Below are 26,609 nucleotides of genomic sequence, written 5' to 3'. Positions count from 1 at the left end.
GAGGATAACATGCAAGAAAGCCAGCAGGCAGTTTGCTTGAGACTGGATATGGACTTTTTTGAGTGTGATCCGAATCATAAAATTGGGATATCCCTTAATGTTAAGGATAGGTTGCGTCCTTTGAATGGTATGCGTATAAAGCCTGAATCAGGAACGTGCGGCTGGTATATATGGGCTGGAGAAGTATTTTCTGAAGCTTCAGATTTTTTTGTTCCTTTACATGTTTCGCATGTTGAAAGCTGGGAGCCACTATTGCTTCCGTACTTGGGCCTCCCACCTGGATCAAGATTTCTCATCACGGAACAGTACGAGGATGTCTGGTATGACGCCAAGCTTCTCAGTATCTGACTGGTAATCTAGAAAACTAAAAGCGGCAAATTTATTTTTGAAGGGTGTCAATAACTAGGTGTTCAGTCTCGGAGAGTCATGGTGCATCCTTAACCACCGAGCAAGAGGATGCATTATGGAAGGACGTCTTCATGGTTCAGCCCGGACAACGCCGCGAATTCGAGCCGAGCTCCAAGCGTCGCAAGAGTCGAATCGCAAGCTTGCAGCCCGTTACAGATTGAACGTAAAGACCGTAGCCAAATGGCGCTCACGGTCAACAACCAAGGACTCGCGAATGGGGCCTGCCCGGCCGCGTAGCGCAAAGCTGACACCGAGTGAAGAACAGATGGTGGTTGAGTTCCGTCGGCGGACAATGCTGCCTTTGGACGATATGCTGGGGCATCTTCATGAGTGCCTTCCCCAACTGAGTCGCAGTGCTCTCGTGGGCAAAAAGCCGGGCTGGGCTTTCCCATCTGCCGGTTGGTGGGAATCGTTTGTCTCGCCAGCGGTGCTGTTTTGGATGCCTCGTTGGGACGTTTTCGCGGTAAAGGAGGCGATGAGCAGACTCTGCTGATGAGACTGTATTTCAGCACGTTTGGGGGCTTGTTCGGAGTTTCCTTAGCGGCACTGGCATCACACGCTGATGAAATTATTTCCGTTTTTTCAATGATGGCTCATTGCCTTTTGTCGAGCGCTGCCGATAACGGTTCGTTGGACTCATCAAAAAATGGAGATACACAATGTTCAAGCAGTTCACCTTCACCGCTTTGCTGGCACTGACCGCCCTTACCGCTGGCTGCGCTTCGGTAAAAATGGCTGACGACAACCAGGACGCTCAAGCCAAGACGTTTCAGGTCAGCCCCGACAAAGCCAACATCTACGTTTATCGCAACGAAAGCATGGGCGCCGGCGTGAAAATGCCCGTCGCGCTCAACGGCAAGCCAGTAGGGCAGACCGTTGCCAAGTCTTACCTGATGCTCTCTGTCCCGGCGGGCCAGCAGACGTTGGTGTCTTCGGCAGAAAACGATTCCGAGTTGAAACTTACGGCTGAAGCCGGCAAGAACTATTTTGTCTGGCAGGAAGTGAAAGTAGGTTTCATCAAGGCCCGCAACAACCTGCAAGTTGTCGACGACAAAACCGGCCGTGCCGGTGTCAGCGAAAGCAAGTTGATCCAGGCTCAGTAAGGTTCCGGTCGCTCCCGCGTGCAGTGCGGGAGCGATTCAATCAAGCGCTTATCCCGCCTCGCAGATGTACCTCGGAAAAGGGGACGCATTTGATTGGCACTTAACTCTCTTCGGATGCCTGCTTTCCTGACATCCTCCGTTGCTGATCGACGTGTTTTCATCAGTATGGGGTAAGGCTTGGGTCTTCGCTTTAGCGCGCGGCTCAGTAGCGCTCAATCAATACGCGAAATGGACTGCCGAAAAAACTCATATTTCCCACGCGCTACAGGCATGGGAGAATATTGCGTGCGCCAAACCCCAGGGCTACAGTTCGGCTGTCGCTGCAAATTCAGCGACTCGGGTTTTGCAGCCCGGAACTACAGAGGCGCACAGCGCCGCGAAAGCGGTTTTTGTGCTCGCGTTATGGCGAGCTGTGCGCAGGAGGCTTCGGCCTGCCGGTCCTCTGTTCCGGTCTGCAAACCTGTGTACAGCTTGCCACCTTTCGTTTTGCAGCGTGGGGTGACGAGTTCCTTTTCTTAACAGAGGAGCTTTACCGTGACCAAGAAAATCACTCCAGATCCGCCGGGTGTTCGCAAAACCCTCAGTACCGCCGACAGGGCGATGTACCTGCGCAAACTTTCCAACGAACCCGAGCCGGCCCCGGCAAGCACACCCCGGTTGCTCGATACCCTCGCGTTCACCTGCTCCAAACCCGTCACCCCCGAAGCCCCGTACAAGCCTACGCTGTTCGCCATCCAACCAGGCATCAACGCCCAGGACGCACTGACCTACGTTTCCAATCTGCTCGAAACGGCGGAGCTCAATGGCGACGAAATCAGCCTGCATACCAACCCCGTCGAGCGGGCGTTGTTCTGGGGCATGCTGCATTCGGTGGAGGTGGCGCGTGCAGTGGTGGACGCCTTGCTTGAGGGTGCGGCCCCGTCCAATCAGCTGTCCTCACGCAGTGGACAAACTGTCGATTGATTGAGGCTGTGAGCAAATAAATCTGCTCCCGTTTCCCCACTCAGAGAGATCAAGTATTTGGCTGCTTGATCTCTTTTTCGTTTAAGGCCAACGCAAATCTTGCTGCCTTCCTTGTACCCGCCAATTCACGTACGCTTTGAAGATCGTTCAACTCTGTATTAGACGCAATGAGCATTGCGTAAGACTCAGGCAAGACAGCCCGGTCGAGATTTATTGCAGACGAAGAATCATTCTAAGGGAACTAGAACATGTCATCCGCCAAGAGCGTCATCAGCAGCAATCGAGACGCCTGGAACGCCTCCGCCGACCACCACAGAACCAGCCGCGCCTGGACGACTCTCCTCGAATCAGTCGGCATGCCGGACTTTTCATGCCTGGATGCAACCCTGACCGAGCGCTTGCGTGAGGTCGGTATCGCCGGCAAGGATGTTATCCAACTGGGCTGCAACAATGGCCGCGAATCACTTTCGTTATTTGCCCTGGGCGCCCGAACCGTCGTGGGGCTGGACCAGGCCTCTGCCTTTCTGGACCAGGCACGCGAGCTGACCGCTCGCTCTCCCCATACACCGACATTCGTCGAGTCCGATGTGCATGAGTTACCAGCCGATCTTCACGAAAGTTTCGATATCGCCCTGATCACCATCGGCGTCCTGAACTGGATGCCAGACATCAAGGCGTTCTTCGTCCACGCAGCGAAGACGCTCAGGCCGGGCGGCACGCTGGTGATCTACGAAACCCATCCCTTTCTGGAGATGCTGGACCCCGAGTCTACCGACCCGTGGAGAATCTCCAGCTCCTACTTCCAGACCGGCCCAATCGTTGAAGACAAAACCATCGTCTACGAAGGCCAAGCCGAGGCCAACGGCATCAGTAGCTACTGGCATCCTCATACCTTGACTGAAATCATCACCGGCGCGATCAGTGCCGGTTTGCGCATCAGTCATTTCTCGGAGTACCCGCACTCCAACCGGGAAGAGATCTATGACATCTATGAAGACGGCTATTGGGCTGTGCCAATGTGCTACACCCTGACGGGCATCAAGATGTAGCGAGGATGAAGCAACCGGTAGACAAGCAACACGCAACACTCCAATAAAAAACAAGGACCCGTTCATGACGTTCAATCTCCCCCGCACCTTGCTGGCGACCACCCTCGGCCTGGCGCTCGCCTGCGGTTTCAGCGCACCGGCCTGGAGCGCCGAACCCCATAAACAAATCCAGGCCGACGCCGAACAGTACAAGGCCGAAGCCCTGAAGTTGCTGGAACGTCTGGTAAATATCGATTCGGGTTCGGGCTACGAGCCGGGCCTGACCCAGGTGCGCGATATCGCTGTCGATGAGCTGAAAAAACTCGGCGCGACCATTGAACTGGTGCCCGACGCACACGCCCGTAACAGCCACGTACTCGCTACCTTCAAGGGCTCCGGCAAGGCCAAAATCCTGTTGATGGCGCATATGGACACGGTGTTCAAGGAAGGCTCGGCAAGCGAGCGTCCATTCCAGATCAAGGACGGTCGCGCCTACGGCCCTGGCGTAATGGATGACAAGGGTGGCATCGTCGCCGGGATCTATGCCCTCAAAGTGCTGAAGAACCAGAACTTCCAGGACTACGCGCAAATCACCTTCCTGCTCGACGCCAGCGAGGAAACCGGCTCGGAGATCGCCTCCGAACTGATCCGGAACACCGCCAAGGCCCACGACGTCACCCTGAACCTGGAACCCGGTCGTCCGGCCGATGGCCTGGTGGTCTGGCGCAAGGGCAGCGCCACCGCGGTAGTCGAGATCAAGGGCAAGGCCGCGCACGCCGGCGTGGCACCGGAGTTGGGACGCAACGCGGCCATGGAAGCAGCCCACCAGATCCTGCAACTGAGCAAGCTGGGCGATGAAGAGAAGAAGACCACCATCAACTTCACCGTGCTCAAGGCCGGGGACCGGATCAATGTGATCCCTGACCAGGCCACCGCCAAGGCCGATGTGCGGGCGGCATTGCCGGAGGAGTTCGATCGGATCGAGAAGGACCTGGCACGGGTTTCGGCCAACAAGCTGATTCCGGAAACCGAGGTCAAGACCAGCCTGTTGCGCGGTTTGCCGCCGATGCCGGAAACCGCCGAGTCGGATGCGCTGGTGACCATCGCCCAGGGGATCTACGGTGAACTGGGCCGCAAGCTGACTATCGAGGGCAGCGGCGGGGCGGCGGATGCCAGCCTGTCGGCGGGCGTGGGCACGCCGACGCTGGATGGCTTCGGGATTGTCGGCGGTAATATCCATACCCCCGAGGAATACGCCGAGGTGGAAAGCGTGTCTCCCCGGATCTATCTGCTGAGCCGCATGATCATGGACCTGGCCAAGCGCTAGGGCCTGGTTTTGTCAGATCGTTCCCGCAACGCCGGGAACGATCTGAGCGCAGGTTGCCCCCAACTTTGCATCAGCCCGCCTGGGTATAACGTTCGATAGTGGGCTGTTCTCGATGCTCCACCGTCTGCCTGAATACTCAGCCAGAGACGTGCAGTACTGATGCCAGCGCGCTCCAGTCTTACAGCAAGATCTGGGCTGATGGGGGCATGCCCATGAAGGAGCTCCGTTCAGTGGTAGTCCAAGTAGTTGACCAATTCGACGTCCGTTCCTACGAAACGGAAGATTACACGCCAGTTGGCGGTCACGGTGATTGGCCAGAATCCTGACATTTCACCTTCTAGCGCGTGTAGCCTCCAACCAGGAAGGTTCACATCATCTGGAGTCTCTGCCCGGTTTAGCGCGAGCAATACGCCGGATACGCTTTGCCTGGTCCGGGCTGATACCACTGGTTGAGCCGCTTTCGAAAAAAATCCGAAGGACTTTTGCCTCAATCGACAAAGATGATCTTCGACACCAGGTCCGCGCTGTTCTTGGCCTGCATCTTTTTCATCAGGCGGGCACGGTGGACTTCCACGGTCCGATGGGAAATCGCCAGCTTGCGGGCTACTTCCTTGCAGGTCAGGCCGTTGACGATATGCATCGATATTTCCCGTTCCCGCGGCGTGAGGTCCACCGTGGCGTGGTGTGCCCGATCCAGGCGTTCGAAGTGCCAGACCATCAGCTTGAACGGATCGTCCGGAGTCAGGGTATAGCCCTGGGACCTGGCCCAGAACACCTCGCCGTTCTTGTGCTGCATAAAACGTTCGTCGGCGTAGGAGCCGCTCTTGCTGCGGCGCAGCCAACTGCGACTGCGATTGCCGATGGTCTTGTAGTCGGCCTGGGACGGGTAGATCAGCAGGGTCAGCTGCCCCAGCAGCTCTTCGCGCGGGTAACCGAACAACTCCAGGAAGGCCTCGTTGCAATCGAGCATCAGGCGATTGCCGGTGATCAATTGCGCTGCGGGCGAGACCATGAAGGCCAGGCGCTGAAGGTCTTTCAGTTGTTGTGTGAAGACGGTCATTGGCATCCTGCCTCAAGGTAAGTCCGATACTGGCGATTTCCGGCCCGGAATCGCTACGTACCCAGGTAGGTAGTTGTACTAACTGGCGAGCGATACCGGCGATGCGCCATTGTAAGCAATGCCTGATCCATGCCAAGAAGAAAATCACCATGATTCATGATTGTGTCTCCATTGTTGCGGCCGGCCACTCGCGCTTTGGCCGGCTTGAAGGTTCCACCCTGGAAGATCTGATCGTTCAAGTGACCCGTCAGGCGCTGACGGATGCCGCGATCTCGGCTTCGGAGATCGATGCGTTATTCCTCGGGCATTTCAATTCGGGCCTGGTCCCGGACGGTTTTGCCAGCTCGTTGCTGCTGCAAGCCGACCCGGGGCTGCGCTTCAAACCCGCCACCCGCTGTGAAAACGCCTGTGCTTCGGGCTCGGCGGCGATCCAGGCGGGGATCAACGCGATTCTCTCGGGCTCCGCCGAGCTGGTGCTGGTGGTGGGCGCCGAGAAGATGACCGGCAACTCCACGGCCGAGGTCACCAAGGCCCTGGCCGGTGCCGGGTACCAGAACAATAGCGAGGAGGCGGGCTTGAGTTTTCCGCAACTGTTCGGCCTTGCCGCGCAGCAGTACCGCCAGCGTTACCACTGCCCCATGGCGTCCATGGCCGCCATCGCGTCCAAGAACCACGCCAATGCCATGGCCAATCCCCTGGCCCAGATGCATCGGGTGATGGATTTCGAACACTGCAACAACGTTTCCCGGAGCAATCCCTATGTCGCGCCGTCGCTGCGCCTGACCGATTGTTCGCTGATCAGCGACGGCGCGGCGGCCATTGTGCTGGCCTCGTCCCGGCGCGCGCAGCAGTTCCGCCGCGAGGTGCGGATCCGCTCTACCGCCCAGGTCAATGATCTTCTGCCGATCGCCCGCCGTGACATCCTCGCCTTCGAAGGGCCGCAGCGGGCGATCCACTCGGCCCTGCGCAGCGCCAGTGTGACCCTCGGCGACCTCGGCTTTGCCGAAGTCCATGACTGCTTCACCATCGCCGAGCTGCTGATCTACGAAGCCATGGGCCTGGCGCCCCGGGGCGAAGGGCATCGGGCCCTGGATGACGGCACCGTGCGCCCGGGTGGGCGGCTGCCGGTGAACCTGTCCGGCGGACTCAAGGCCAAGGGACACCCGGTGGGCGCGACCGGGGTCTCGATGCATGCCCTGGCATTTCGGCAACTGACCGGCGAACCGATTGGCCTCGCGGCCCAGAATCCCGAGTTCGGTCTGGTATTCAATATGGGTGGCATGGCGGTCGCCAACTACGCTTCGGTTCTTCAGGCACGCAGGAGCTGAGCATGAATATCGCCAACTGGCTGGAAGACACCGCCTTGCGTTGTCCGGAGCAACCCGCCTTGTTCGAGGGGCTGAGGCAGGTCGCCAACTATGGGGCCTTTGTGGCCCTGGTTCGGCACCGGGCCGCGTATCTGGTCAACGAGCACGGGATCGTCCCTGGTGATCGTGTCGCCCTGTTCATGCTGAACTGCTGTGAATACCTCGAGCTGCTCTACGCCATCTGGTGGGTCGGCGCCGTGGCGGTGCCGATCAACTGCAAGCTGCACCCTGTCGAGGTCAGCTGGATCGTCGAGAACGCCCAGGCCCGGCTGATTTTCACTGACGGTGGCGAGGTGTTCGCGCCCGATATCCCGCTGCCGGGTTGCCGAGAGCTGGATCGGGAAGACATGGGCGAGTTCGAGCCGGTGGCTTCGACGGCGCTGGATACCCCTTGTCTGCGTCATGCCGATGACCTGGCCTGGTTGTTCTACACCTCCGGCACCACCGGTCGATCCAAGGGCGTGATGCTGAGCCATGGCAACCTTATGGCCATGTCGCTGTGCTATCCGCTGGATGTGGACCCGGTCAGTGCCGAGGATGCCGTGGTCTATGCGGCGCCGATGTCCCACGGTGCCGGTCTCTACAACTTTATCCACGTGCGCCGTGGCGCGCGCCATGTGGTCCCTGAGTCCCGTGGCTTCAGGGCCGACGAGCTGTTCGGCCTGGCGAACTGGCTGGGCAATGTCAGTTTGTTCACGGCGCCCACCATGCTCAAGCGCATGGTCGAGCAGGCCCGCCGTCAAGGCTATAGCGGGGAGGGCATCAAGACGATTGTCTATGGTGGCGCTCCCATGTACCAGGCGGACCTGAAGGAGGCCCTCGTTACTTTCGGGCCACGACTGGTGCAGATCTATGGCCAGGGCGAGAGCCCGATGACCATCAGTGCCTTGTCCCGCCAGGTGATCGCCGATCGCAAACACCCCGAATGGGCGAGGCTGACCGCGTCCGTGGGCCGCGCCCAGTCCTGCGTGGAAATCCGCATCCTCGATCCCGGGCACCGGCCGCTGCCGGTTGGTCAGATGGGCGAAATCGCCGTGCGCGGGCCCACCGTCATGCAAGGTTACTGGCGCAACGAGGCCGCAACGCGCCAGACCCTGGTGGAAGGCTGGCTGCTGACCGGTGACGTGGGCTTTGTCGACGAGGCCGGTTACCTGACGCTCACCGACCGCTCCAAGGATGTGATCATTTCCGGCGGCAGCAACATCTATCCCCGGGAAGTCGAGGAAGTGCTGGCACAGCACCCGGGGGTCTTTGAAGTCTGTGTGGTCGGCGAAACGGATGCACACTGGGGTGAATCGGTGGTAGCGTTCGTCGTCGCGCGCATCGCCGGGACGCTTGACGAGTCGTCGCTCAATGCCTGGTTCGTCGAGCGCATGGCCTCGTTCAAGAAGCCGAAGAAGTATGTCTTTCGCAGCGATCTGCCGAGAAACAGCTATGGCAAGGTCCTCAAGACCGAACTGCGCCTGTGGTTGAAGCACAGCGCCAATGACACCCTCGTTCCCTGAACAACCCTTTTACGGATAGCCATCAGACAGGAGTCCCTTCCATGGGAATGCAACACACAGACCCGGCCCGGCAACGACGCCGGGCGTTTATCGGTGCCACTTCCGGCCACCTGATCGAATGGTACGACTACGGCGTCTACGGCTTTCTCGCCGTCTATATCGGCCGGTCGTTCTTCGTCTCCGACGACCCCACCACCAGTCTGCTCGCCAGTTTCGCCGCCTTTGCCCTGAGCTTTTTCATCCGCCCGTTGGGCGGACTGTTCTTCGGCCCGCTGGCGGACAAGATCGGTCGACGCAAGACCCTGATCACGGTGCTGGTGATGATGGCCGGTTCCACCTGCCTGCTGGGGTTGTTGCCGACCTATGCAACCTTGGGGATTGCCGCGCCGATCCTGCTGGTGCTGATTCGTTGTGTGCAGGGTTTTTCCGCCGGCGGCGAGATCGGCACCATCACCAGTTTTATTTCCGAGTACGCGGGGCCAGGACGGCGAGGCTTTGCCACTTGCTGGCTGATGGTCACGGCGGTGCTTGGCCTGTTGCTCGGTGGCGCGGTGGCCAACGGCATGACCTGGACCCTGGGCGCAGAGCTGATGCAGGACTGGGGTTGGCGCATTCCCTTTTTGATGGCGGCGCCCCTGGGCCTGATCTCGATGTACATTCGCCTGAAACTGGAAGACAGCCCCGAGTTTATCGCCTTGCTGCAGGCCGGGCAGACCTCGAAGGCGCCACTGCGGGAAGTCTGGCAGTGGAAACGGGCGATTGCCCTGGTGTTCTTTATCATCACCCTGCACAGCTCGATCTTCTACCTGGTACTGACCTTTGCCTCGACCTACATGTCGAGCATTCTCAAGTTCGACAGCGGCACGACCCTGCTCTACGTCTTTACCGCCAGCTTCTCGGCGGCCTTTGTCATGCCGTTCGGCGGGGCGTTCACCGACCGCTACGGGCGCAAGCCGTTTCTGCTGGTGGTGGGGAGCCTGGCGACCCTGGCGATGTTCTGGCTGTTCAAGTCGGCGCCGACGGCCACGGCGGCCTCGTTTTTCTGGCCGCTGATGGCGGTGGCGATCCTGTTCGGGCTGTATGCCTCGTCGACCTACGCACTGATGAGCGAACTGCTGCCCACGCGCATCCGTTCCACCGGTATCGCGGTGGCGTACAACATTCCGGTGGCGGTATTCGGTGGCAGCGCGCCGCTGATTTCCACCTGGCTGATCAAGTTGACCGGGGACATTACTTCGCCCTGGTACTTCTATGTCGGCACGGGGGTGGTGTCGCTGATTGCGCTGGTGTTGTTGCGTCAGGGGGATTTTGTTGCCAGCACCGGTGCGGCCCAGACCCGCAAAGTGGTGCCGAGCGCCGCTGCACCGATGCCGGCCAGTTAATGAGATCTTGAGAACGCCACAACCTTGTAGGAGCAGGGCTTGCCCGCGAAGGCGTACTTGAGGCCGCCAAAAGCTTCGCGGGCAAGCCCTGTTCCTACAGGACCGTGTTCAGCCTTGATTGGGCACCGCTTCCCTGGGCGCCAGAATCAGGTCCCGCGCAGAATAGAAACCCTGCACCAACCGATTCTTGGCCCGGTACTCGCACAACACCAGCAGGGTCTCCGGGAGATGGGCGGCCGTTGAGCCGTGCTTGACCACCATTATCTTGCCGCCCGAGCGCAGGCGTACATGTGAACCAGGTTCGAATGTGCCCATCATCAGTGACCTCACAAGGTTACAAGGTTTTTTGTGTCCGCTGCGTCCAACCCCCACCGAGGGCCTTGTAGAGATTGACCTCGGCGGTCAGTTGCGACAGCCGATCGGTGATCAGGCTCTGCTGGGCGCTGAACAGTGAGCGCTGGGCATCGAGAAAGGTCAGGCTGTTGTCGACGCCGATACGATAGCGGCGTTCCGCCAGGCGGTAATACTCCTGGTTGGCCTGCACCAGATCGTTCTGCGCTTTCAATTGGTTCTTGTAGGTCTGGCGTGCCGCCAGGCCGTCGGAAACTTCCTGGAAGGCGGTCTGGATCGATTTCTCGTACTGCGAGACGCGGATGTCCTTCTGGATCTTCGAGTAATCCAGGCTCGCCTGCAGGCTGCCGGCGTTGAAAATCGGGATATTGATCTGCGGTTGAAACAGCCAGCCTCCCGAGCCGCCCTTGAACAGCCCGGACAGTTCATTGCTGGAAGTCCCGGCGTTGGCGGTCAGGGTGATGCTCGGGAAAAACGCCGCGCGGGCGGCCCCGATGCTGGCATTGGCCGACTGCAACTGATATTCGGCCTGGAGGATGTCCGGACGCCGTTGCAGCAGGTCCGAAGGCAGGCCGGCCGGTACTTCGGCGAGCCAGTCGGAGGCCAGTGGGCGGCTGGACGGGGTGTCCGCGACCGCTGTGCCCACCAGCAAGGTCAGGCTGTTGAGGTCCTGGGCGACCTGGCGCTGAAAGGTCGCCAGGCTGGTCCTGGCGCTTTCCACCGAGGTGCGCGACTGGGCCAGGGCCAGGGACGAGGTGGTGCCGACTTGCTGGCTGCGTTCGGTCAGGCGCAGGCTCTTCTCGTAGGAGCTGAGGGTGTCCTGGGTCAAGGCCAGCAGTTCCTGGTCGGCGCGCCAGGTCAGGTAGGCGTTGGCGACACTGGCCACCAGGCTCAACTGGGTGCTGCGCCGGGCTTCTTCGCTGGACAGATAGGTCAACGAGGCCTGGTCACTGAGGGCGCGGATACGTCCGAACAGGTCCAGTTCATAGGAGCTGATTCCCAGGGTCGCCGAGTAGGTGCCACTGGTCACCGCGCTGCCGGTTTGCGTGAGACTGGCCGGCAGGCGCTGGCGGGTGCCGCTGCCGTTGGCGCTGATCGCCGGGAACAGGTCGGCGCGCTGGATCTGGTATTGCGCCTGGTAGGCCTGGACATTGAGGGCCGCCACACGCAGGTCGCGATTGTTCAGCAGCGCGCTTTCGATCAGTTGTTGCAGCGTCGGATCGCGGAACAGCTCACGCCAGCCCACGTCCGCGGCCATCGTCCCGGAGAGAGCCGGGGCGTAGGCGGGTGTCTGCGGGTATTGTGCGGCGACTGGCGCGGCGGGGCGCTGGTAGTCCGGGATCAGCGAGCAGCCGCTCAGGGCAAAGGCCATGGCCACCCAGGGGCTCAGGGATTTGTTCATTATGCTCCTATCATCCACTTGGCCAACCCATGTCGCCCGCTGACACCCAGCTTGGCCGCGGAACGCTTGAGGTAGGTTTCGATGGAACTGTTCTTGACGCAGAGTTTTTCTGCGATCTCAGGTACGGTGCCGCCGGCCAGCAGCCCCAGGCAGACCTCTTTTTCCCGCACCGAGAGCGTGACCTCGCAAGCACTCAGACGCTCGTTGAACTCGCGCTGCAACTGCGTCTGTTCCAGGGCAACCAGGTTGCGTGGGCTGGACCCACTCGGGCTTTTTGCGCTGGATTGGCGATGGGCACGGGCATGTCGCTCCGTCAGGGGCAACAAGGTCTCGGAGAGGTATTTCAGAAAGGACAGCTCTTGCAGGGTGAAGTCGCGATCCACCCGTGGGCGGTGCAGCGAAATCACACAGCAACGATTGGCCTTGCGCGAAATCAGGCTGCACTGATGGGATGTGCCGAGGCAGTTATTGTCCTTCTCGTTTTTCATCCGGGCATTGAGGTGGATCAGCAGGGCGTCTTCCACTTCCAGCACGCGCTTGACCAAGGGATGGTCGTTGCGGTGCTTGGCATTGGTTGGGCAGACCGCTTGCATCTGCGGGCTCAACTCAAGACCGGCGTAGCCCAGCAACTGGACATCGACAACCGCCGATTGGGCGTCGTCGACGGTCCATTCGCTCAGTTCAACCCGGCTGACCGCCACCGAAGCGTTGATCAGTTGGTGCATGTTCGTCAGGAATGTTTCATTGCCGACGCTGGAAACCAGTTTCCCCAGCTCCAGGTAAATGTGGCTTTTCTCTACATCTTTGGCATTCGTCTGTTGGTTCATATGCTGATCCTGCATATCAGAAGTAGCTTGCAATCCTGTCGTCGGGGAGTACGAAGTCCGTCCGCCTCCCCGGGACGCTCAAACCATTTCTAGCCTTGATACCTGGAAGTTCAGGTATCACCCGTGAATCCCTTCACAAAAACGATTCAGTCAGTAGTGATAATTAAGCTCAGTTAAGTAGGAAAAGTCTGTAGTGGAAAACAGGGACATCCTACGCCGCGGAGCCGGCGCTGTTTAGTTGACGCTGACATTTTGAGAATGAAAAGCGCTCCTGTCTGAGATTCATGACACTTCACCTGCCTTCAGCGCCTGGGAAATCGCCTGGCCCAGCGCACTGACATAAGGGGCCTTGACCAGTGTGTTGTGGGTTCCGGGCAGCGCTGTGACGCTTGGCGGGGTCCCGAGCAACGCCCCCCAGCCCAGCAGCGGGTCGCTGCGTTCCTGCCCGCTGGCGGTAAACAGCGTGACCTTGAGCGGGGTGGCCGGGCTGACATAGGCGCCGACGGCCAGGCGCGTCGCATAGGCCACCGCGAGGTGGCTGCGCAACAAGCCGGCATCGACGTCCTGGGGCAGCTCCTCCGGCAGCAGCCGGTGGCTCATGCACAGGGCCAGCATCGCCTCGATGGCTTCTTCTTGGGCCAGCTCGGTCAGTTGTCGGCGCACATCCGGATCGACCTGCCCGGGCAGCCAGGCCATCAGGAATTGCCCTTCGCTCAAGGACTCCGGCGCGGCCGGCGCCGGGCGGGCCGAGGCGTCGATGATGCCGAGGAACTCCAACTGCTCGCCGCCGGCTTGCAGCTGACGGGCCATTTCATAGGCGATCAGGCCGCCGGCCGACCAGCCGGCGAGGCGGTAAGGCCCTTGTGGCTGGACCTGGCGAATCGCCGCCAGGTAACGCGCGGCCATGGCCGGCACTTCGAACAAGGGTGTTTCGCCGGCGACCAGGCCACTGGCGGCCAGGCCGTAGAGCGGCACCTGTGGGTCAAGCACCGGGGCCAGGTCGCGGACATATTGCACTTCGCCGCCCAGGGGGTGGACCAGGAACAGCGGCCGTTGCGAGCCGGTACGGCGTACCGGCACCAGATTGCTGTGCTGACCGGGGCGCGTCTGGCCGTCCAGGGTCCGGGCGAAACCGGCGATGGTCGGTTCGACGAACAGATCGCGCACGGCAATCGGCTTGCCGAGCACCTTGCGCAAGCGCGAGGCCATTTGCACCGCCATCAGCGAAATACCGCCGAGGCTGAAGAAGTCGTCATGCCGGCTGACGTTCTCCAGCTTGAACAGGTCCTTCCAGAGGTTGGCGATGGCGATTTCGGTATCGCCCTGGGGCGCTTCGTAAGGCAGAGCCTCGGACGGCTGTGCTTCAACGGCGGCGGGGACTGCCTCGGCATGGGCCGCACGCGGTAGTGTCGGGGTGTTCTCCAGCACCTGGCCGATCGTCTGCTGCGCGCCGGCCACCAGGTTTTCCAGGACCTTGGCAAACAGCCCGGCGATGGCCTCCACCGTCGCGGTGTCGAACAGGTCGCTGGCGTATTGCAGGCTGCCGCCGATGTGATCGGCGGTGTCCACCAGCGACAACGACAGGTCGAACTGAGTGGTGCGGTGCGCGCTGTCCAGGGACTCGACCTGCAGGCCGGGCAGTTGCAGCGGTGCCGGCGGCGTATTGTCCAGGCTCAGCATCACCTGGAACAACGGGCTGTGGCTCATGCTGCGGGTCGGCTGCAAGGCACTGACCACCTGCTCGAACGGCAGGTCCTGATGGCTATAGGCCGCCAGTGTCAGGTCCTTGATCCGCACGAGCAGCTCGGCGACACGGGTGTCGGCTCCGCCGGCAACGCGCAGCGCCAGGGTGTTGGCGAAGAAACCGATCAACGGCTCCAGTTCCGGACGTTGACGGTTGGCCACCGGGGTACCGACCACCACATCGTTCTGGCCACTCAGATGACTCATCAGCACCGACCAGCCGGCCAGCAGGACCATGAACAGCGTGCTGCCCTGGGCCTGGCTGAAGGCGCGCAGGTCGGCGCTCAAGGCCGGCGAGAAGGCGCAGTTGACGATCCCGCCGGCATAACTCTGGATGGCCGGACGCGGACGATCCAGGGGCAGGTTCAGCAGGCTCGGCGCACCTTCCAGATGCTGGCGCCAGAAGTCGACCTGGGCTTGCAGCGCCGGGCCGTCGAGGGACTGGCGCTGCCAGGCGGCGTAGTCCACGTATTGCAGGGCCAGGGCCGGCAACGGGTCCTTTTGGCCTTGGCTGAACGCGGTGTACAGCACGCTCACCTCATGGGCCAGGACACTGTTGGACCAGCCGTCGGAGACGATGTGATGCAGGGTGATCAACAGCACGTGCTCTTCGTCGGCCATTTGCAGCAGCAAACCACGCAGCAATGGCCCCTGGCTCAGGTCGAACAACTGTGTCGCACTGTCCTGACCGAGGCGGGCCAGGGTCGCCGCGCGTTCATCACTCGGCAATTCGCGCAGGTCCTCTTGTGCCAGCGGGAAGCGGGTATCGGCCGGAGCGATTTTCTGCAGCGGTTCGCCGTCCACCAGTTCAAAGCGCGTGCGCAGGGTTTCGTGGCGTGCCACCAGGCGATCCAGGGTGGCGTGCAAGGCGGCCTTGTCCAGCGTGCCGGTCAGGCGCAATGCCGTCGGCAAGTGGTAGGCGGCGCCGGCGGCGTGATCCAGGTGATCGAGGAACCACAGGCGTTGCTGGGAGAACGACAACGGCAGGCGGCCCGAGCGGTTGGCCAGGGGAATCGATTGCGCTTCGCTCGGTGCCGAGGCGTTGACCAGTGAGGCCAGGCCCCGCACGGTCGGTGCGTCGAACAGCTCGCGCAGGGTGATTCGCGCGCCGAGCTTGCGCCGCAGCCGCGAGAGCAACTGCACGGCCAGCAGCGAATGGCCGCCCAGTTCGAGGAAACCGTCGTTGCGCCCGACCTGATCCAGGTGCAGCAAGCCTTTCCAGATCTCGGCGATGGCCAGTTCGGTATCGCCTTGCGGCGCCTCGTAGGCCTTGCTGGCCAGGGCGTCCTGGCCGGGGGCGGGCAGGGCGCGGCGGTCGAGCTTGCCGTTGGCGGTCAGCGGCAGGGCGTCCAGATGGACGAAGGCGCTCGGCACCATGTACTCGGGCAGGTGCTTGAGCAGCTCGCTGCGCAGGTGTTCGGCCGGAACCGGCTCGCCACAGACATAGGCGACCAGGCGCTGGTTCTCCGAATCACCCTGGCTGTCGTCGCGGGAGATGACGATCGCTTCGCGCAGACCCGGGACGGCCAGCAGGGCGTTTTCGATTTCACCCAGCTCGATACGGAAACCGCGGATCTTCACCTGGAAGTCGTTACGGCCCAGGTACTCCAGGGTGCCGTCGGCCAGCCAGCGGCCGAGGTCGCCGGTTTTGTAGAGGCGAGCATTCGGGACGTCGGAGAACCGGTCGGCGATAAAACGTTCCGCGCTCAGTTCGTCGCGGTTGAGGTATCCGCGGGCCACACCGGCACCGCCGATATGGATTTCCCCGGCCACGCCCAGTGGTGCGGGTTCGCCACGGGCATCGAGGACATGCACCTGGACATTGGCAATCGGCCGGCCGATGCTCGGTTTTTCACCGAGATCACGGATCAGGTCGATGGTGGCGTCCACCGTGCACTCGGTCGGGCCGTACATGTTGTAGAAGTGGATGGTCGGGCAGTTGCGCAGTTTTTCCCAGGTGCTGGCATTGATCGCTTCGCCACCCAGCAGCACGCTGATCGGCTGGTAGCTGCTGCGTTCCAGCAGGCCGGCGGAGAGCAGGGTATCGAGCTGCGACGGGGTCGAGTCGAAGGCATGCACCCGGTGCTGTTCAAGGAAGTCCAGCAGCTCGCCGCCACTGGCGCGGATCAGTTGCGGGATGATCACCAGCTTGTGGCCGGAGAACAGCTGCGAGATGCTCTTGATCGACATGTCGAAGAAGAACCCGGCGTTAAGCGCCACGGTAGCTGGCGTCGGGCAATGCTGGTGGGTGGTGCGGGTCAGCACGTTCCAGAAGTTGAACACCGAACGGTGCTCGACCATCACGCCCTTGGACTGGCCGGTGGAACCGGAGGTGTAGATGACATAGGCCAGGTTTTCCGGCGTCAGGCCTGGAACCGTCGGGTTGGCGTCGAAAGCCTCATCGTCAGTGGCACGTAGCGACTCGGCGGTATCGAGCAGCAACAGCGGCGTATCGCCAGCCGGTAGCGTGAGCGCTGTCTGAGTCAACAGCGCCCGCGGCTGGCTGTCCTGCAGCATGAAGGCCATGCGGTCGGCAGGGTGGGCCGGGTCGATGGGTACATAGGCGCCGCCGGCCTTGAGCACACCCAGCAGGCCGACAATCATGTCCAGGCTGCGTTCGGCGCAGATCGCCACGCGTTCGTCCGGCCGTACACCGAGGGCCAGCAGTTGCCGGGCCAGATGGTTGGCGCGGCGGTTGAGCTGGCGATAGCTCAGTTGGCGGTCTTCGCAGACCAGGGCCACGGCGTCGGGATTGGCACGGACCTGGCTTTCGAACAGGGCATGGATCGGCTCTGCCGGCGCGAACTCGGTAGCGGTGTTGTTGAAGCTGTTGAGCAGCAGTTGCCGCTCGGCTTCGGGCACGACGTCCAGGCTGCTGGCCAGACGTGCCGGGTCTTGCTCAAGCGCCTCGACCAGCTCGGCAACGGCCTGGCCAAGATAGGCGGCGATACGGTGCGGGTCGATACCACTGATGGATTGCGCGGTCAGGGAGAAACCGCTGGCCACGTTCGCTACGGCAATCTCGATCGGGTAGTTGGTGCGGGTTTCAGAGGCGATGAAGTGGATACCTTCATGCTCGCCCATGTCCTCGACGTTCTCCCCGGAGGCATTCACCAGGTCGCCGTGACGGCAGTTGAGGATCACCGTGAACAACGGCAACGACGCATCCACCGCACTGCAACGCTGGGCCAGGGCCAACGGCGCCTGCTCGTGGGTCAGGAGTTCACTGAGCTGCTGGTAGGCGTCCTGGACGATATCGCCCACGCTGTGGTGTTGCAGGCGAATACGCATCGGCAGGGTGTTGATGAACATTCCCAGCGCATGGTCGGCACCGGTGGTGCCCTGGGAGCGCCCGGACAACACGGTACCGAAGATCCCGTCGTCGCGCCCGCTGGTGGCCGCGACCACCAGGCCCCAGGCCGCATGGAACAGCACCGAGGTCGGTACGCCCTGGGCGCGCGCGGTGCGATAGACCCGGGCACTGAGATCTTCGCTCAAGTGCTGCACCGCACGCTGGATCCCGGCGCCGTTGCCGCGAACATCGAGCACGCCATAAGGCGCGGTGGTGGCATCGACATCGGCCAGCAGGCGGCGGAAGTAGGCCTCATGCTCGGCTTGGGAAACGCTGGCGGCCTGGGCGATGAAATTGCGGTAGGGCTGCGACGGCGGCAGGCTGTCGGCCTGGCCGGCCAGCACCGCCTGGATCTCCAGCATGATCAGGCGCAAGGTGACGTTGTCGCTGACCAGGTGGTGGTCGAGCAATGCCAGCAGCCACTGTTCGCGCCGGGCATCGTAGGTGATATGCGCGGCGATCAGCGGTGCCTGTTGCAGATCCAGGCGCAGATGATGGGTGTCGGTACGCTGGCGTAACGTCTCCAGGGCGTCTTCACCGGGTGCTGTCTCCAGGTTGATCACCGGCAGTTGGGCCCGGCGATGAACCACCTGCACCGGTTGCGGCAGGCCGTGCCAGCGCAGGGCGGTGCGCAGGATGTCATGGCGGTTGATCACCACCTGCACGGCGGCGAGGAAGTTGTCCAGCAGCGTGCGAGTGGTAAAGGTCACCACGGTGCGCATCAGGTAGGCGTCGCCTTCGGACTGCAACAGGTGGTGGAAGAGGATGCCTTCCTGCAAGGACGACAGCGGGTAGATGTCCTGCACGTTGGCGGCGCCGCCCGGAACATCGGCGACGATTTGTTCGATCTCCTGCGGGCTCAGCGTCACCAGTGGCAGCATCTGCGGGGTCAGCGCGGTGCAATCGGTCGGGATCAGGTTGGCCGGGACCACCCGTTCGGCACGGCTGCCGCCGGCGAGGACGGTGGCCATGGCCTGCAGGGTTGGCGCCGAGAACACGGTGCGCACATCCAGTTGCAGACCGGCCTGGCGCAGGCGTTCGATCAGGCTGATGACCAGGAAGGAGTGACCGCCGAGTTCGAAGAAGTGATCCTGGCGACCGACCCGCTCAACGCCGAGCAATTCCTGCCAGGCAGAGGCCAGGGTGGTTTCGATCGCCCCCAGCGGTGCTTCGTAGCGGCGGCTGACGGCGGCGGACAGGTCCGGTGCCGGCAGGGCCGTACGGTCGAGCTTGCCGTTGGTGGTCAACGGCCAGGCCGCGAGGGTCACGAAGGCGCTCGGCAGCATATGTTCGGCCAGCACGCCGGCCAGTTGGCTGCGCAGGGCCGAGGACTCGGGAGCGCTGCCGTCTTCGGCGATCAGGTAGGCCACCAGGCGTTTGTCGCCGGGTTGGTCCTCACGGACGATCACCAGGGCTTCGCGGACTTCGGCACAGGCCAGCAGTTGCGCCTCGATTTCACCCAGTTCGATACGGAAACCGCGGATCTTGATCTGCGAGTCGTTGCGGCCGACGTAGACCACGCCGCCATCGGTGCGGTAACGGGCGACGTCGCCGGTGCGATACAGGCGGGCACCCGGCACATCGGAGTAAGGGTCGGCGATAAAGCGTTCGGCGTTCAGCGCGTCACGGTTCAGGTAATGCCGGGCGACCCCGGCGCCACCGATATAGATCTCGCCATTGACGCCCACCGGCACCGGTTGCTGGTAGTCATCGAGGATGCGCAGGCACAGGTCCGGCAGCGCCGGGCCGATCAGGCTCGGTGCGGCGGTGTCGATCTCGGCCTGGCTGACCGGGTAGTAGGTGGCGTGCACGGTGATCTCGGTGATGCCGTACATGTTCACCAGGCGGGTGCGCGACAGCGGGGTACTCGCGGTCCACGGCCGCAGGCTGCGAAAGTCCAGGGCCTCGCCGCCGAAGATGACTTCGCGCAGGCTGTGTTCTGCCTCGCTGCGACCGCGCGCCTCGATAAACTGGCGGAAGGCACTCGGGGTCTGGTTCAGCACGCTGACCTGCTGCTGGCAGACCAGGGCATAGAAGTCATCCGGCGAACGGGCCACGTCACTCGGCACGATCACCAGCTTGCCGCCGTAACTCAGGGCGCCCCAGATTTCCCAGACCGAGAAGTCAAAGGCGAAGGAGTGGAACAGCGTCCAGGTGTCGCTGTGGTCGAAGTCGAACAACTCGGCGGTGGTGTCGAACAGCCGCGCGACGTTGCCGTGCTCCACCAGCACGCCCTTGGGCAAACCGGTGGAACCCGAGGTGTAGATGACATAGGCCAGGTGCTGCGGCGCCAGGCCCAGTTCGTCGGCCCGCGGGTTGAGGTCCAGGTTGCTGTCAGCGGCGGCGTCTTCGCGGTTCAACTCGTCGAGTTTCAGCACTGGCACGTTATGCGCCAGCAGGGCATCGAGGCAGGCCGTCTGTGCGAGCAACGCCACCGGTGCGCTGTCGTCCAGCAGGTAGGCGAGGCGTTCGGCCGGGTAGGCCGGGTCCAGCGGCACGTAGGCGGCACCGGCCTTGAGCACGGCCAGCACTGCGCAGAGCATGTCGACGCCGCGCAGGGAGAGGATCGCCACCCGATCATCCGGGCGCACCCCCTGGGCGAGCAGGGCGCGGGCAATGCCGTTGGCGCGGCGGTTGAGGGCCTGGTAGCTCAGGCTCTGTTCGCCGAAGACCAGGGCGGTGCGCTGCGGGTGATTGGCCGCCTGGGTTTCGAAACGCTGGTGAATCAGTTGCTCGACAGCGAATGTCGCTTTCGGCGGTAGCAGCGCCGGCGAGGCCTGGCGTTGCGCGGGGGTGAGCAATGGCAGGCCGAGTACCGGTTGCGCAACATCTTCGATCATCGCTTCCAGCAGGATCTGGAAGTGCTGGGCGAAGCGTTCGACGGTGGCGCGGTCGAACAGGTCGCTGGCGTACTCGATCACCCCGGCCAGGGTACCGTTGCTGCTGCCGAGAGTCAGCATCAGGTCGAATTGCGCGGTTTCATGGGCCTGGGCCACGGGCACCAGGCTCAGGCCCGGCAGGCTCAGTTCGACGCCAGCCGGGGTATTGTCCAGCGACAGGGCGACCTGGCACAACGGGTTGTGGCTCAGGGAGCGTGGCGGCTGCAAGGCCTCGATCACTTGCTCGAACGGAATGTCCTGGTGTTCGTGGGCCGCCAGGGTGGTCTGGCGGACCTGCTCCAGCAGTTGCGCCACGCTCGGGTCCTGCCCGAGGTCGACGCGCAGGGCCAGGGTGTTGACGAAGAAACCGATCAGGTTTTCGGTTTCGGTCCGGCCGCGGTTGGCGGTCGGTACGCCGATCACCACGTCGCGCTCGTTACCCAGGCGCGCCATCAGCACCGACCAGGCACTGAGCAGGCCCATGAACAGGGTGATGTTGTGGGCCTGGCAGAAGCGCTCCAGGCGTTGGTACAGCGCCGCATCGATCTGTACCGGTACGTCGCCGCCACGGTAGCTCTGCACTGCGGGGCGTGGCCGGTCGGTGGGCAGGGACAGCAGCGCCGGGGCGCCGCCCAGGTGTCCACGCCAGAACTCGGCCTGTTCGGCCAGGCGCTCGCCGGTGAAGGTGCGGCGCTGCCACGCGGCGTAGTCGGCATACTGGATCGACAGGGCCGGTAGCGGGTCTTCCTGCTGCTGGTTGAAGGCTTGGTAAAGGGCGGCGAACTCCTTGACCAGCACCCCCACCGACCAACCGTCGGAGATGATGTGGTGCTGGGTGATCAGCAGGATGTGTTCGTCATCCGCCAGGCGCAGCAGGCGCCCGCGAATCAGCGGACCCTGGCGCAGGTCGAAGGGCGCCGTGGCTTCGCTGTTGCCAATGCGCGAGGCGCTGAGGCTGGCCTGCTCGTAGGACAGCGTGCGCAAGTCCTGCTCGGCCAGGGCGAAACCGCAGTCCGCCGGGGCGATAATCTGCACCGGCTGTTCGCCGTGGCGTTCGAAGGTGGTGCGCAGGCTTTCGTGACGCGCCACCAGGCGGTCGAGGGCGGCCTTGAGTGCGACGTGGTCGAGATTGCCGCGCAACAGCAGCGACATCGGCATGTGATAGGCACTGCTGGCGCCGGGATCGAGCTGGTCGAGGAACCACAGGCGTTGCTGGGAGAACGACAGCGCCAAGGGCGCGCTGCGCTCGACCGGCTCGATGCTGTCGGTCCCGGTCGCTTGCAGGCCGCCGACCACCCGCGCCAGTTCGGCCACGGTCGGGTGGCTGAACAGCTGGCGCAGCATCATCTCGCCGCCCAGTTGCTGACGTACCCGGGAAACCAGTTGCGCGGCCAGCAGGGAGTGGCCGCCGAGTTCGAAGAAGCCGTCATGCCGGCCCACGCGTTCCAGGCCCAGCAGTTCCTGGAATATCTGCGCCAGGGCCAGTTCGGTGGCGCCTTGCGGTGCGGTGTAGCCGCGCTCGGACATGGCATCCAGGTCCGGCGCCGGCAGCGCGTCCTGGTCCAGCTTGCCGTTGCCGGTCAGCGGGTAGGCCGCCAGGCTGACAAAGGCGCTGGGGATCATATAGTCGGGCAGGGTGGCGCCCAGTTGTTTGCGCAAGGCCGCGATTTCCAGGCGGACCGACGGCTTGGCGATCAGGTAGGCGATCAGGCGTTTGCCCTGGCCCACGTCATCGCGAGCCAGGACCCGGGCTTCGCGCACGCCGTCACAGGCCAGCAGCTTGGCCTCGATTTCCCCCAGCTCGATACGGAAACCGCGAATCTTCACCTGGGCGTCCATCCGACCCAGGTGAATGATCTCGCCGTTGTCCAGCAACTTGCCCAGGTCCCCGGAGCGATACAGGCGCTCACCGGGACGCAGAGGGTCGGCGATAAAACGTTCGGCGGTCAGCTGCTCACGGTTCAGGTAACCGCGACCGACCCCCAGGCCGCCGACACAGATTTCCCCGGCCACGCCGATGGGCAGCAGGCGCTGCTGGGCGTCGAGGACATAGGCCACGGTGGTCGGGATCGGCCGGCCGACATTGGAGATACCGGCAGCGATATCTGCCGTCGCGATGGCCTTGTAGGTCACGTGCACGCAGGTTTCGGTGATGCCGTACATGTTTACCAGCGCCACATGGGCGAAGGCTTGATGGAAGGCGTCGAGCTTGCCCAGCTCCAGGCTTTCACCGCCGAAGATCACATAACGCAGGTGTTCCAGGCGCACATCGCTGCGGGCCAGGGCGGCGCCGCTGAGCTGCAGGAAGGCCGACGGGGTCTGGTTGAGCACCGTCACCTGTTCGCGTTCGAGGAAACCCAGCAGCTCCGCCGGATCGCGGCGCAGGGCTTCGGGGACCAGGGTCAGGCGGCCACCATGGAGCAGGGCGCCGTACATCTCCCAGACCGAGAAGTCGAAGGCGTTGGAGTGGAACAGCGACCAGACATCCTCGGCATTGAAGGCGAATTCCGAGCGATTGTTGTGCATCAGCCGCACGACGTTGCGGTGTTCCAGCAGCGCACCCTTGGGTTCGCCGGTGGATCCCGAGGTGTAGATCACATAGCAGAGATGATCCGGGGCGTTGAGGTTGGGCAGGTTGGCCGAATACCGGGCGTTGTGGGGCGCCGCATGGATCGATTCGGGCGCGAAGACTTCAATGCCGAGCGCCAGCAGCGCGGGGCTGATGTCCTGGCCGGCGATGGCCTTGCTGGCACCGCTGTCGCGCAACACATAGGCGATACGTTCAGCCGGCGAAGCGGGATCGATCGGCACATAGGCGGCGCCGGCCTTGAGCACCGCCAGGGTGGCGATGATCATCGCCAGCGAGCGCTCCAGGGCAATGGCCACCAGTTCCTGCGGTTGCACGCCCGCGTCGCGCAGACTGTGGGCCAGGCGGTTGGCCTGTTCGTTGAGTTGGCGATAGCTCAGGCGTTCTTCGCCGAGGTTGACGGCGATATTGTCCGGGGTCAGGCGTGCCTGTTCCTCGAAGATCTGGTGCAGGGTCAGGCTGTCGGGCCAGGCGGCTTCGGTATTGTTGAAGTCGAGGACCTGCCGCTGACGCTCGGCCGCATCCAGCAGGGCGACGTCGTCGACACGCTGTTGCGGGGTGTCGACAAAGGCCTGCAACAGGCGCACGTAGTGACGCATCAGTTGCTGGATAAATTCAGGGTCGAAGAAGTCGGCGTTGTAGGCCAGGTGACCATTCCAGTGTTGTTCGCCGGCACTGATCAACAGGTGCAGGTCGTTCTTGCCGTAGCCCAGGTTGGTTTCCAGGCTGTTGACCGCAAGCCCGGCGATCAGGGTGCGACTGTCGCTGACGGACTGGAAGTTGAACAGCACGTCGAACAGCGCGGTGCGGCTCATGTCCTTGGCTGGATTGAGGGCCAGCACCAACTGGTCGAACTGCATGTGGCGATGACGACGGGCGTCGGCCAGGGTGCCGGCAGTCTGTTCCAGCAGGGTTTGCAGGGTGGTATCGCTATCGCAGGTGCCGCGGATCACCAGCAGGTTGTCGAGCGGGCCGACCACGTCTTGCAGGGCCGGTTCACGGCAGGATGCGGTGGTGCCGATCACCAATTCATCGTGCCCGGCATAGCGCCGCAGCAGGGCGGTGAAGGCACTCAGGGCCAGGCTGTCGGCGCTGACGCCGACGTCCCGGGCCAGCTCGCTGAGGCGCTTGACCAGTGCCGCCTCGATAACGAACTCATGGGTGGCTTCGCTGAAGACATGGACCGCCGCCCGTGGGCGGTTGAGTGGCAGCTCCAGGGCTTGCAGCTTGCCACGCAGTTGATAGGCCCAGTAGGCCCGCAGGTTCTCGCGCACGGCGGCCGGCAGTTGGCGCTGCCAGGCGGCGAAGTCGCTGTAACCCAGGGACAGCGCCGGCAGGTTGGCCTCGCGCTCGGCGCAGGCGGCTTCATAGAGTGACAGCAGGTCACGCTTGATCAGTTGCATCGACGTGCGATCGGCCAGCAGGTGATGCACGGCCAGGGCCAGCACGGCGTTTTTCTCGTCCGCGCGAATCAGGCTGGCACGCACCAGGCTGCCGCCGTTCATGTCCAGGGGACGGCGGGTTTCGGCCAGGGCCAGGGCCGTCAGGTTGCCCGGAGTACCCTGGAGCTGTTCCAGCACCAGGCTCGCCGGGCCGTCAAAGCTCTGCCAGGCGCTGGCACCGTCGGAATGCACCCGGCAGCGCAGGATGGCGTGGCGGGCCAGCAGCCCGTCGAGGGCGGTTTGCAGGGCCTGGACCTGCAGTTCGCCGAAGATCTCCAGCAGCAGCGCGACGTTGTGATAGACCGGGTTGGCCGCGTACAGGTAGCCGGTTTCGAAGGTGTCGACGAACCAGACCCGTTCCTGGTGATAGGACAGCGGCAGCCGTGCCGGGACCGGCACCAGCGCGCTGACCTCGGGCAGCGCCAGGGCCGCGTCCAGTTCCAGGGCGCCGAGTCGGGTTTGCGGGGCTTCGGTGAAGCACCGCAGCAGGCGTTCGAAGCGCGCCGCCAGGCGTTCGACGGTACTGGCGTCGAACAGGGCGGTGGAATACGACAGGCTGCAGGACAGGCTCGAACCGCCTTCGTCGATGTGCAACGACAGGTCGTGCTGGGTGTTGTCCTTGTGCGACGGCAGGAACTCCAGGTTCAATCCCGGCAGTTGCAACTGCCCGCCGGCACCGCCGGCGTTGGTGTAGAGCATGGTCTGGAACACCGGACTGTAGCTGGCGCTGCGAGGTGGCTTGAGGGCCTCGACCACTTGCTCGAACGGGGTGTCCTGGCGGCTGGCGGACTCCAGCAGCAGTTCCTTGACCTGTTGCAGCACCTGGTCGAGGGTCGGGTTGGCGTCCAGGCGCACCCGCAGGGCCAGGGTGTTGACGAAGAAACCGATCAACGCCTGCACGTCCTGGCGGTCGCGGTTGGCGGTCACGGTGCCGATCACCACGTCCTGCTGGCCACTGATCCGGCCCAGCAGGACCGCCCAGGCGGCCATCAGGGTCATGAACGGGGTCGCGGCACGGGACTGGGCGAAGCGGGTGATGGCCGCGGACAGGGCCACGGGCAAATCGAAGCTCAGGGTCTCGCCACGGTAGCTCTGCACCGCCGGACGTGGCCGGTCGGTGGGCAACGCAAGCAAGGCCGGGGCGCCGGCCAGGTGACTGCGCCAGAACTCGACGTGCCGGCTCAGGCGTTCGCCTTCCAGGTGCCGGCGTTGCCAGGCCGCGTAGTCGGCGTATTGCAGGGCCAGGGCCGGCAGGGGATCGGCCTGGCCGGTGCTGAAGGCCTGGTACAGCGCGGCGAACTCCTTGACCAGCACCCCGATGGACCAGCCGTCGGAGATGATGTGGTGCTGGGTGATCAGCAGGCGGTGTTCATCGTCGGCCAGGCGCAGCAGGCTGCCACGGATCAGCGGCCCGTTCAGCAGGTCGAAGGGCGTCGTGGCTTCGCGTTCGCTCAACCGGGCGGCCTGTTCTGCCGCCAGCTCGACGGAGAGGTGGCGCAGATCGTGCTCCGCCAGGCTGAAGCCGCAGTTGGCCGGCGCGATGATTTGCACCGGCTGCTCGCCGTCACGGCGGAAGGTGGTACGCAGGCTTTCATGGCGGGCCACCAGTTGATCGAGGGCGGCCTTCAGTGCGTTGTGGTCAAGGCTGCCGCGCAGCACCAGTGCCGCCGGCATGTGGTAGGCGGCGCTGGCCGTCGGGTCCAGCTGATCGAGGAACCACAGGCGTTGCTGGGCGAACGATAGCGCCAACGGACCGTCGCGGTCCACGGCAACCATGTCGTCCGAGGTGGTATCGACGGTCCGCGTGGCGCCGCGCTGCTTGAGCAGGCGCAGCATGGCGGCACGTTTCAACTGGTCGAGACTATCGTTATGTGAGTTCAATT

At 63.1% G+C, this 26,609-nt stretch carries 13 protein-coding genes and 2 pseudogenes; 8 read left to right on the top strand and 7 right to left on the bottom strand.

Annotated features, from left to right (window positions below):
* The first annotated feature begins 9 nt into the window (after positions 1-9).
* From HX830_RS32100 to HX830_RS12835, 5 genes are all read left to right on the top strand, one after another.
* On the top strand, positions 10-348 hold the full coding sequence (locus HX830_RS32100) for an immunity protein Imm33 domain-containing protein (RefSeq protein ID WP_177100534.1): 339 nt from the start codon (positions 10-12) through the stop codon (positions 346-348).
* 719 nt (positions 349-1,067) lie between these two features.
* On the top strand, positions 1,068-1,511 hold the full coding sequence (locus tag HX830_RS12850) for a DUF2846 domain-containing protein (protein WP_103496604.1): 444 nt from the start codon (positions 1,068-1,070) through the stop codon (positions 1,509-1,511).
* 600 nt (positions 1,512-2,111) lie between these two features.
* Positions 2,112-2,474 (top strand): hypothetical protein, encoded by a 363-nt coding sequence (locus HX830_RS12845; protein WP_218171284.1) that lies wholly within the window; start codon positions 2,112-2,114, stop codon positions 2,472-2,474.
* Between the two features lie 248 nt (positions 2,475-2,722).
* A complete protein-coding gene (locus tag HX830_RS12840) occupies positions 2,723-3,523 on the top strand; it encodes a class I SAM-dependent methyltransferase (protein WP_177100530.1) in 801 nt (266 codons plus the stop codon).
* Between the two features lie 64 nt (positions 3,524-3,587).
* On the top strand, positions 3,588-4,829 hold the full coding sequence (locus tag HX830_RS12835) for a M20/M25/M40 family metallo-hydrolase (RefSeq protein WP_177100528.1): 1,242 nt from the start codon (positions 3,588-3,590) through the stop codon (positions 4,827-4,829).
* A 70-nt stretch (positions 4,830-4,899) separates the two neighbouring features.
* On the opposite strand, the pseudogene HX830_RS12830 reads toward HX830_RS12835, so the two are convergent.
* The 3 genes and pseudogenes from HX830_RS12830 to HX830_RS12820 all read right to left on the bottom strand — a co-directional run.
* Positions 4,900-5,056, bottom strand: a pseudogene (locus tag HX830_RS12830) (helix-turn-helix transcriptional regulator); the annotation flags it as partial.
* A pseudogene (locus HX830_RS12825) lies at positions 5,057-5,327 on the bottom strand (type II toxin-antitoxin system RelE/ParE family toxin).
* Positions 5,317-5,889, bottom strand: a complete 573-nt coding sequence (locus tag HX830_RS12820) for a LuxR C-terminal-related transcriptional regulator (RefSeq protein WP_103499341.1) — start codon at positions 5,887-5,889, stop codon at positions 5,317-5,319. The pseudogene HX830_RS12825 and the gene HX830_RS12820 overlap by 11 nt, the downstream one beginning before the upstream one ends.
* 149 nt (positions 5,890-6,038) lie before the next feature.
* On the opposite strand from HX830_RS12820, the gene HX830_RS12815 reads away from it, so the two are divergent.
* Genes HX830_RS12815 through HX830_RS12805 form a run of 3 tightly spaced genes read left to right on the top strand, consistent with a single transcriptional unit; the run spans position 6,039 to position 10,143 of the window.
* A complete protein-coding gene (locus tag HX830_RS12815) occupies positions 6,039-7,217 on the top strand; it encodes an acetyl-CoA acetyltransferase (protein ID WP_177100526.1) in 1,179 nt (392 codons plus the stop codon).
* A 2-nt stretch (positions 7,218-7,219) separates the two neighbouring features.
* Positions 7,220-8,761, top strand: a complete 1,542-nt coding sequence (locus HX830_RS12810; protein ID WP_177100524.1) for a class I adenylate-forming enzyme family protein — start codon at positions 7,220-7,222, stop codon at positions 8,759-8,761.
* A 41-nt stretch (positions 8,762-8,802) separates the two neighbouring features.
* A complete protein-coding gene (locus HX830_RS12805) occupies positions 8,803-10,143 on the top strand; it encodes an MFS transporter (RefSeq protein ID WP_256350494.1) in 1,341 nt (446 codons plus the stop codon).
* Positions 10,144-10,251: 108 nt separating this feature from the next.
* On the opposite strand, the gene HX830_RS12800 is transcribed toward HX830_RS12805, so the two are convergent.
* The 4 genes from HX830_RS12800 to HX830_RS12785 all read right to left on the bottom strand — a co-directional run bounded on the left by HX830_RS12800 (position 10,252) and on the right by HX830_RS12785 (position 26,607).
* Positions 10,252-10,458 carry a hypothetical protein gene (locus HX830_RS12800; RefSeq protein ID WP_103499346.1) on the bottom strand — a complete coding sequence of 69 codons (207 nt, stop codon included), beginning with the start codon at positions 10,456-10,458 and terminating at the stop codon, positions 10,252-10,254.
* 19 nt (positions 10,459-10,477) lie between these two features.
* Complete coding sequence (gene adeC, locus HX830_RS12795) at positions 10,478-11,896, bottom strand: AdeC/AdeK/OprM family multidrug efflux complex outer membrane factor (protein WP_177100522.1); 1,419 nt, start codon at positions 11,894-11,896, stop codon at positions 10,478-10,480.
* The gene (locus tag HX830_RS12790; protein WP_103499344.1) at positions 11,896-12,723 is read right to left on the bottom strand and encodes a helix-turn-helix transcriptional regulator; all 828 of its coding nucleotides are present in this window, start codon (positions 12,721-12,723) and stop codon (positions 11,896-11,898) included. Before HX830_RS12790 ends, adeC begins: the two co-directional genes overlap by 1 nt.
* A 282-nt stretch (positions 12,724-13,005) precedes the next feature.
* Positions 13,006-26,607: a non-ribosomal peptide synthetase gene (locus HX830_RS12785; protein WP_177100520.1), complete on the bottom strand. Its 13,602-nt coding sequence runs from the start codon at positions 26,605-26,607 to the stop codon at positions 13,006-13,008.
* Between the last annotated feature and the right edge of the window lie 2 nt (positions 26,608-26,609).

The sequence above is a fragment of the Pseudomonas gingeri genome (assembly GCF_013385425.1).
Classification (GTDB): Bacteria; Pseudomonadota; Gammaproteobacteria; order Pseudomonadales; family Pseudomonadaceae; genus Aquipseudomonas; species Aquipseudomonas gingeri_D.
Note: the sequence above shows the minus strand (reverse complement) of the source record. Positions and strands in the feature narration are given on the sequence as shown.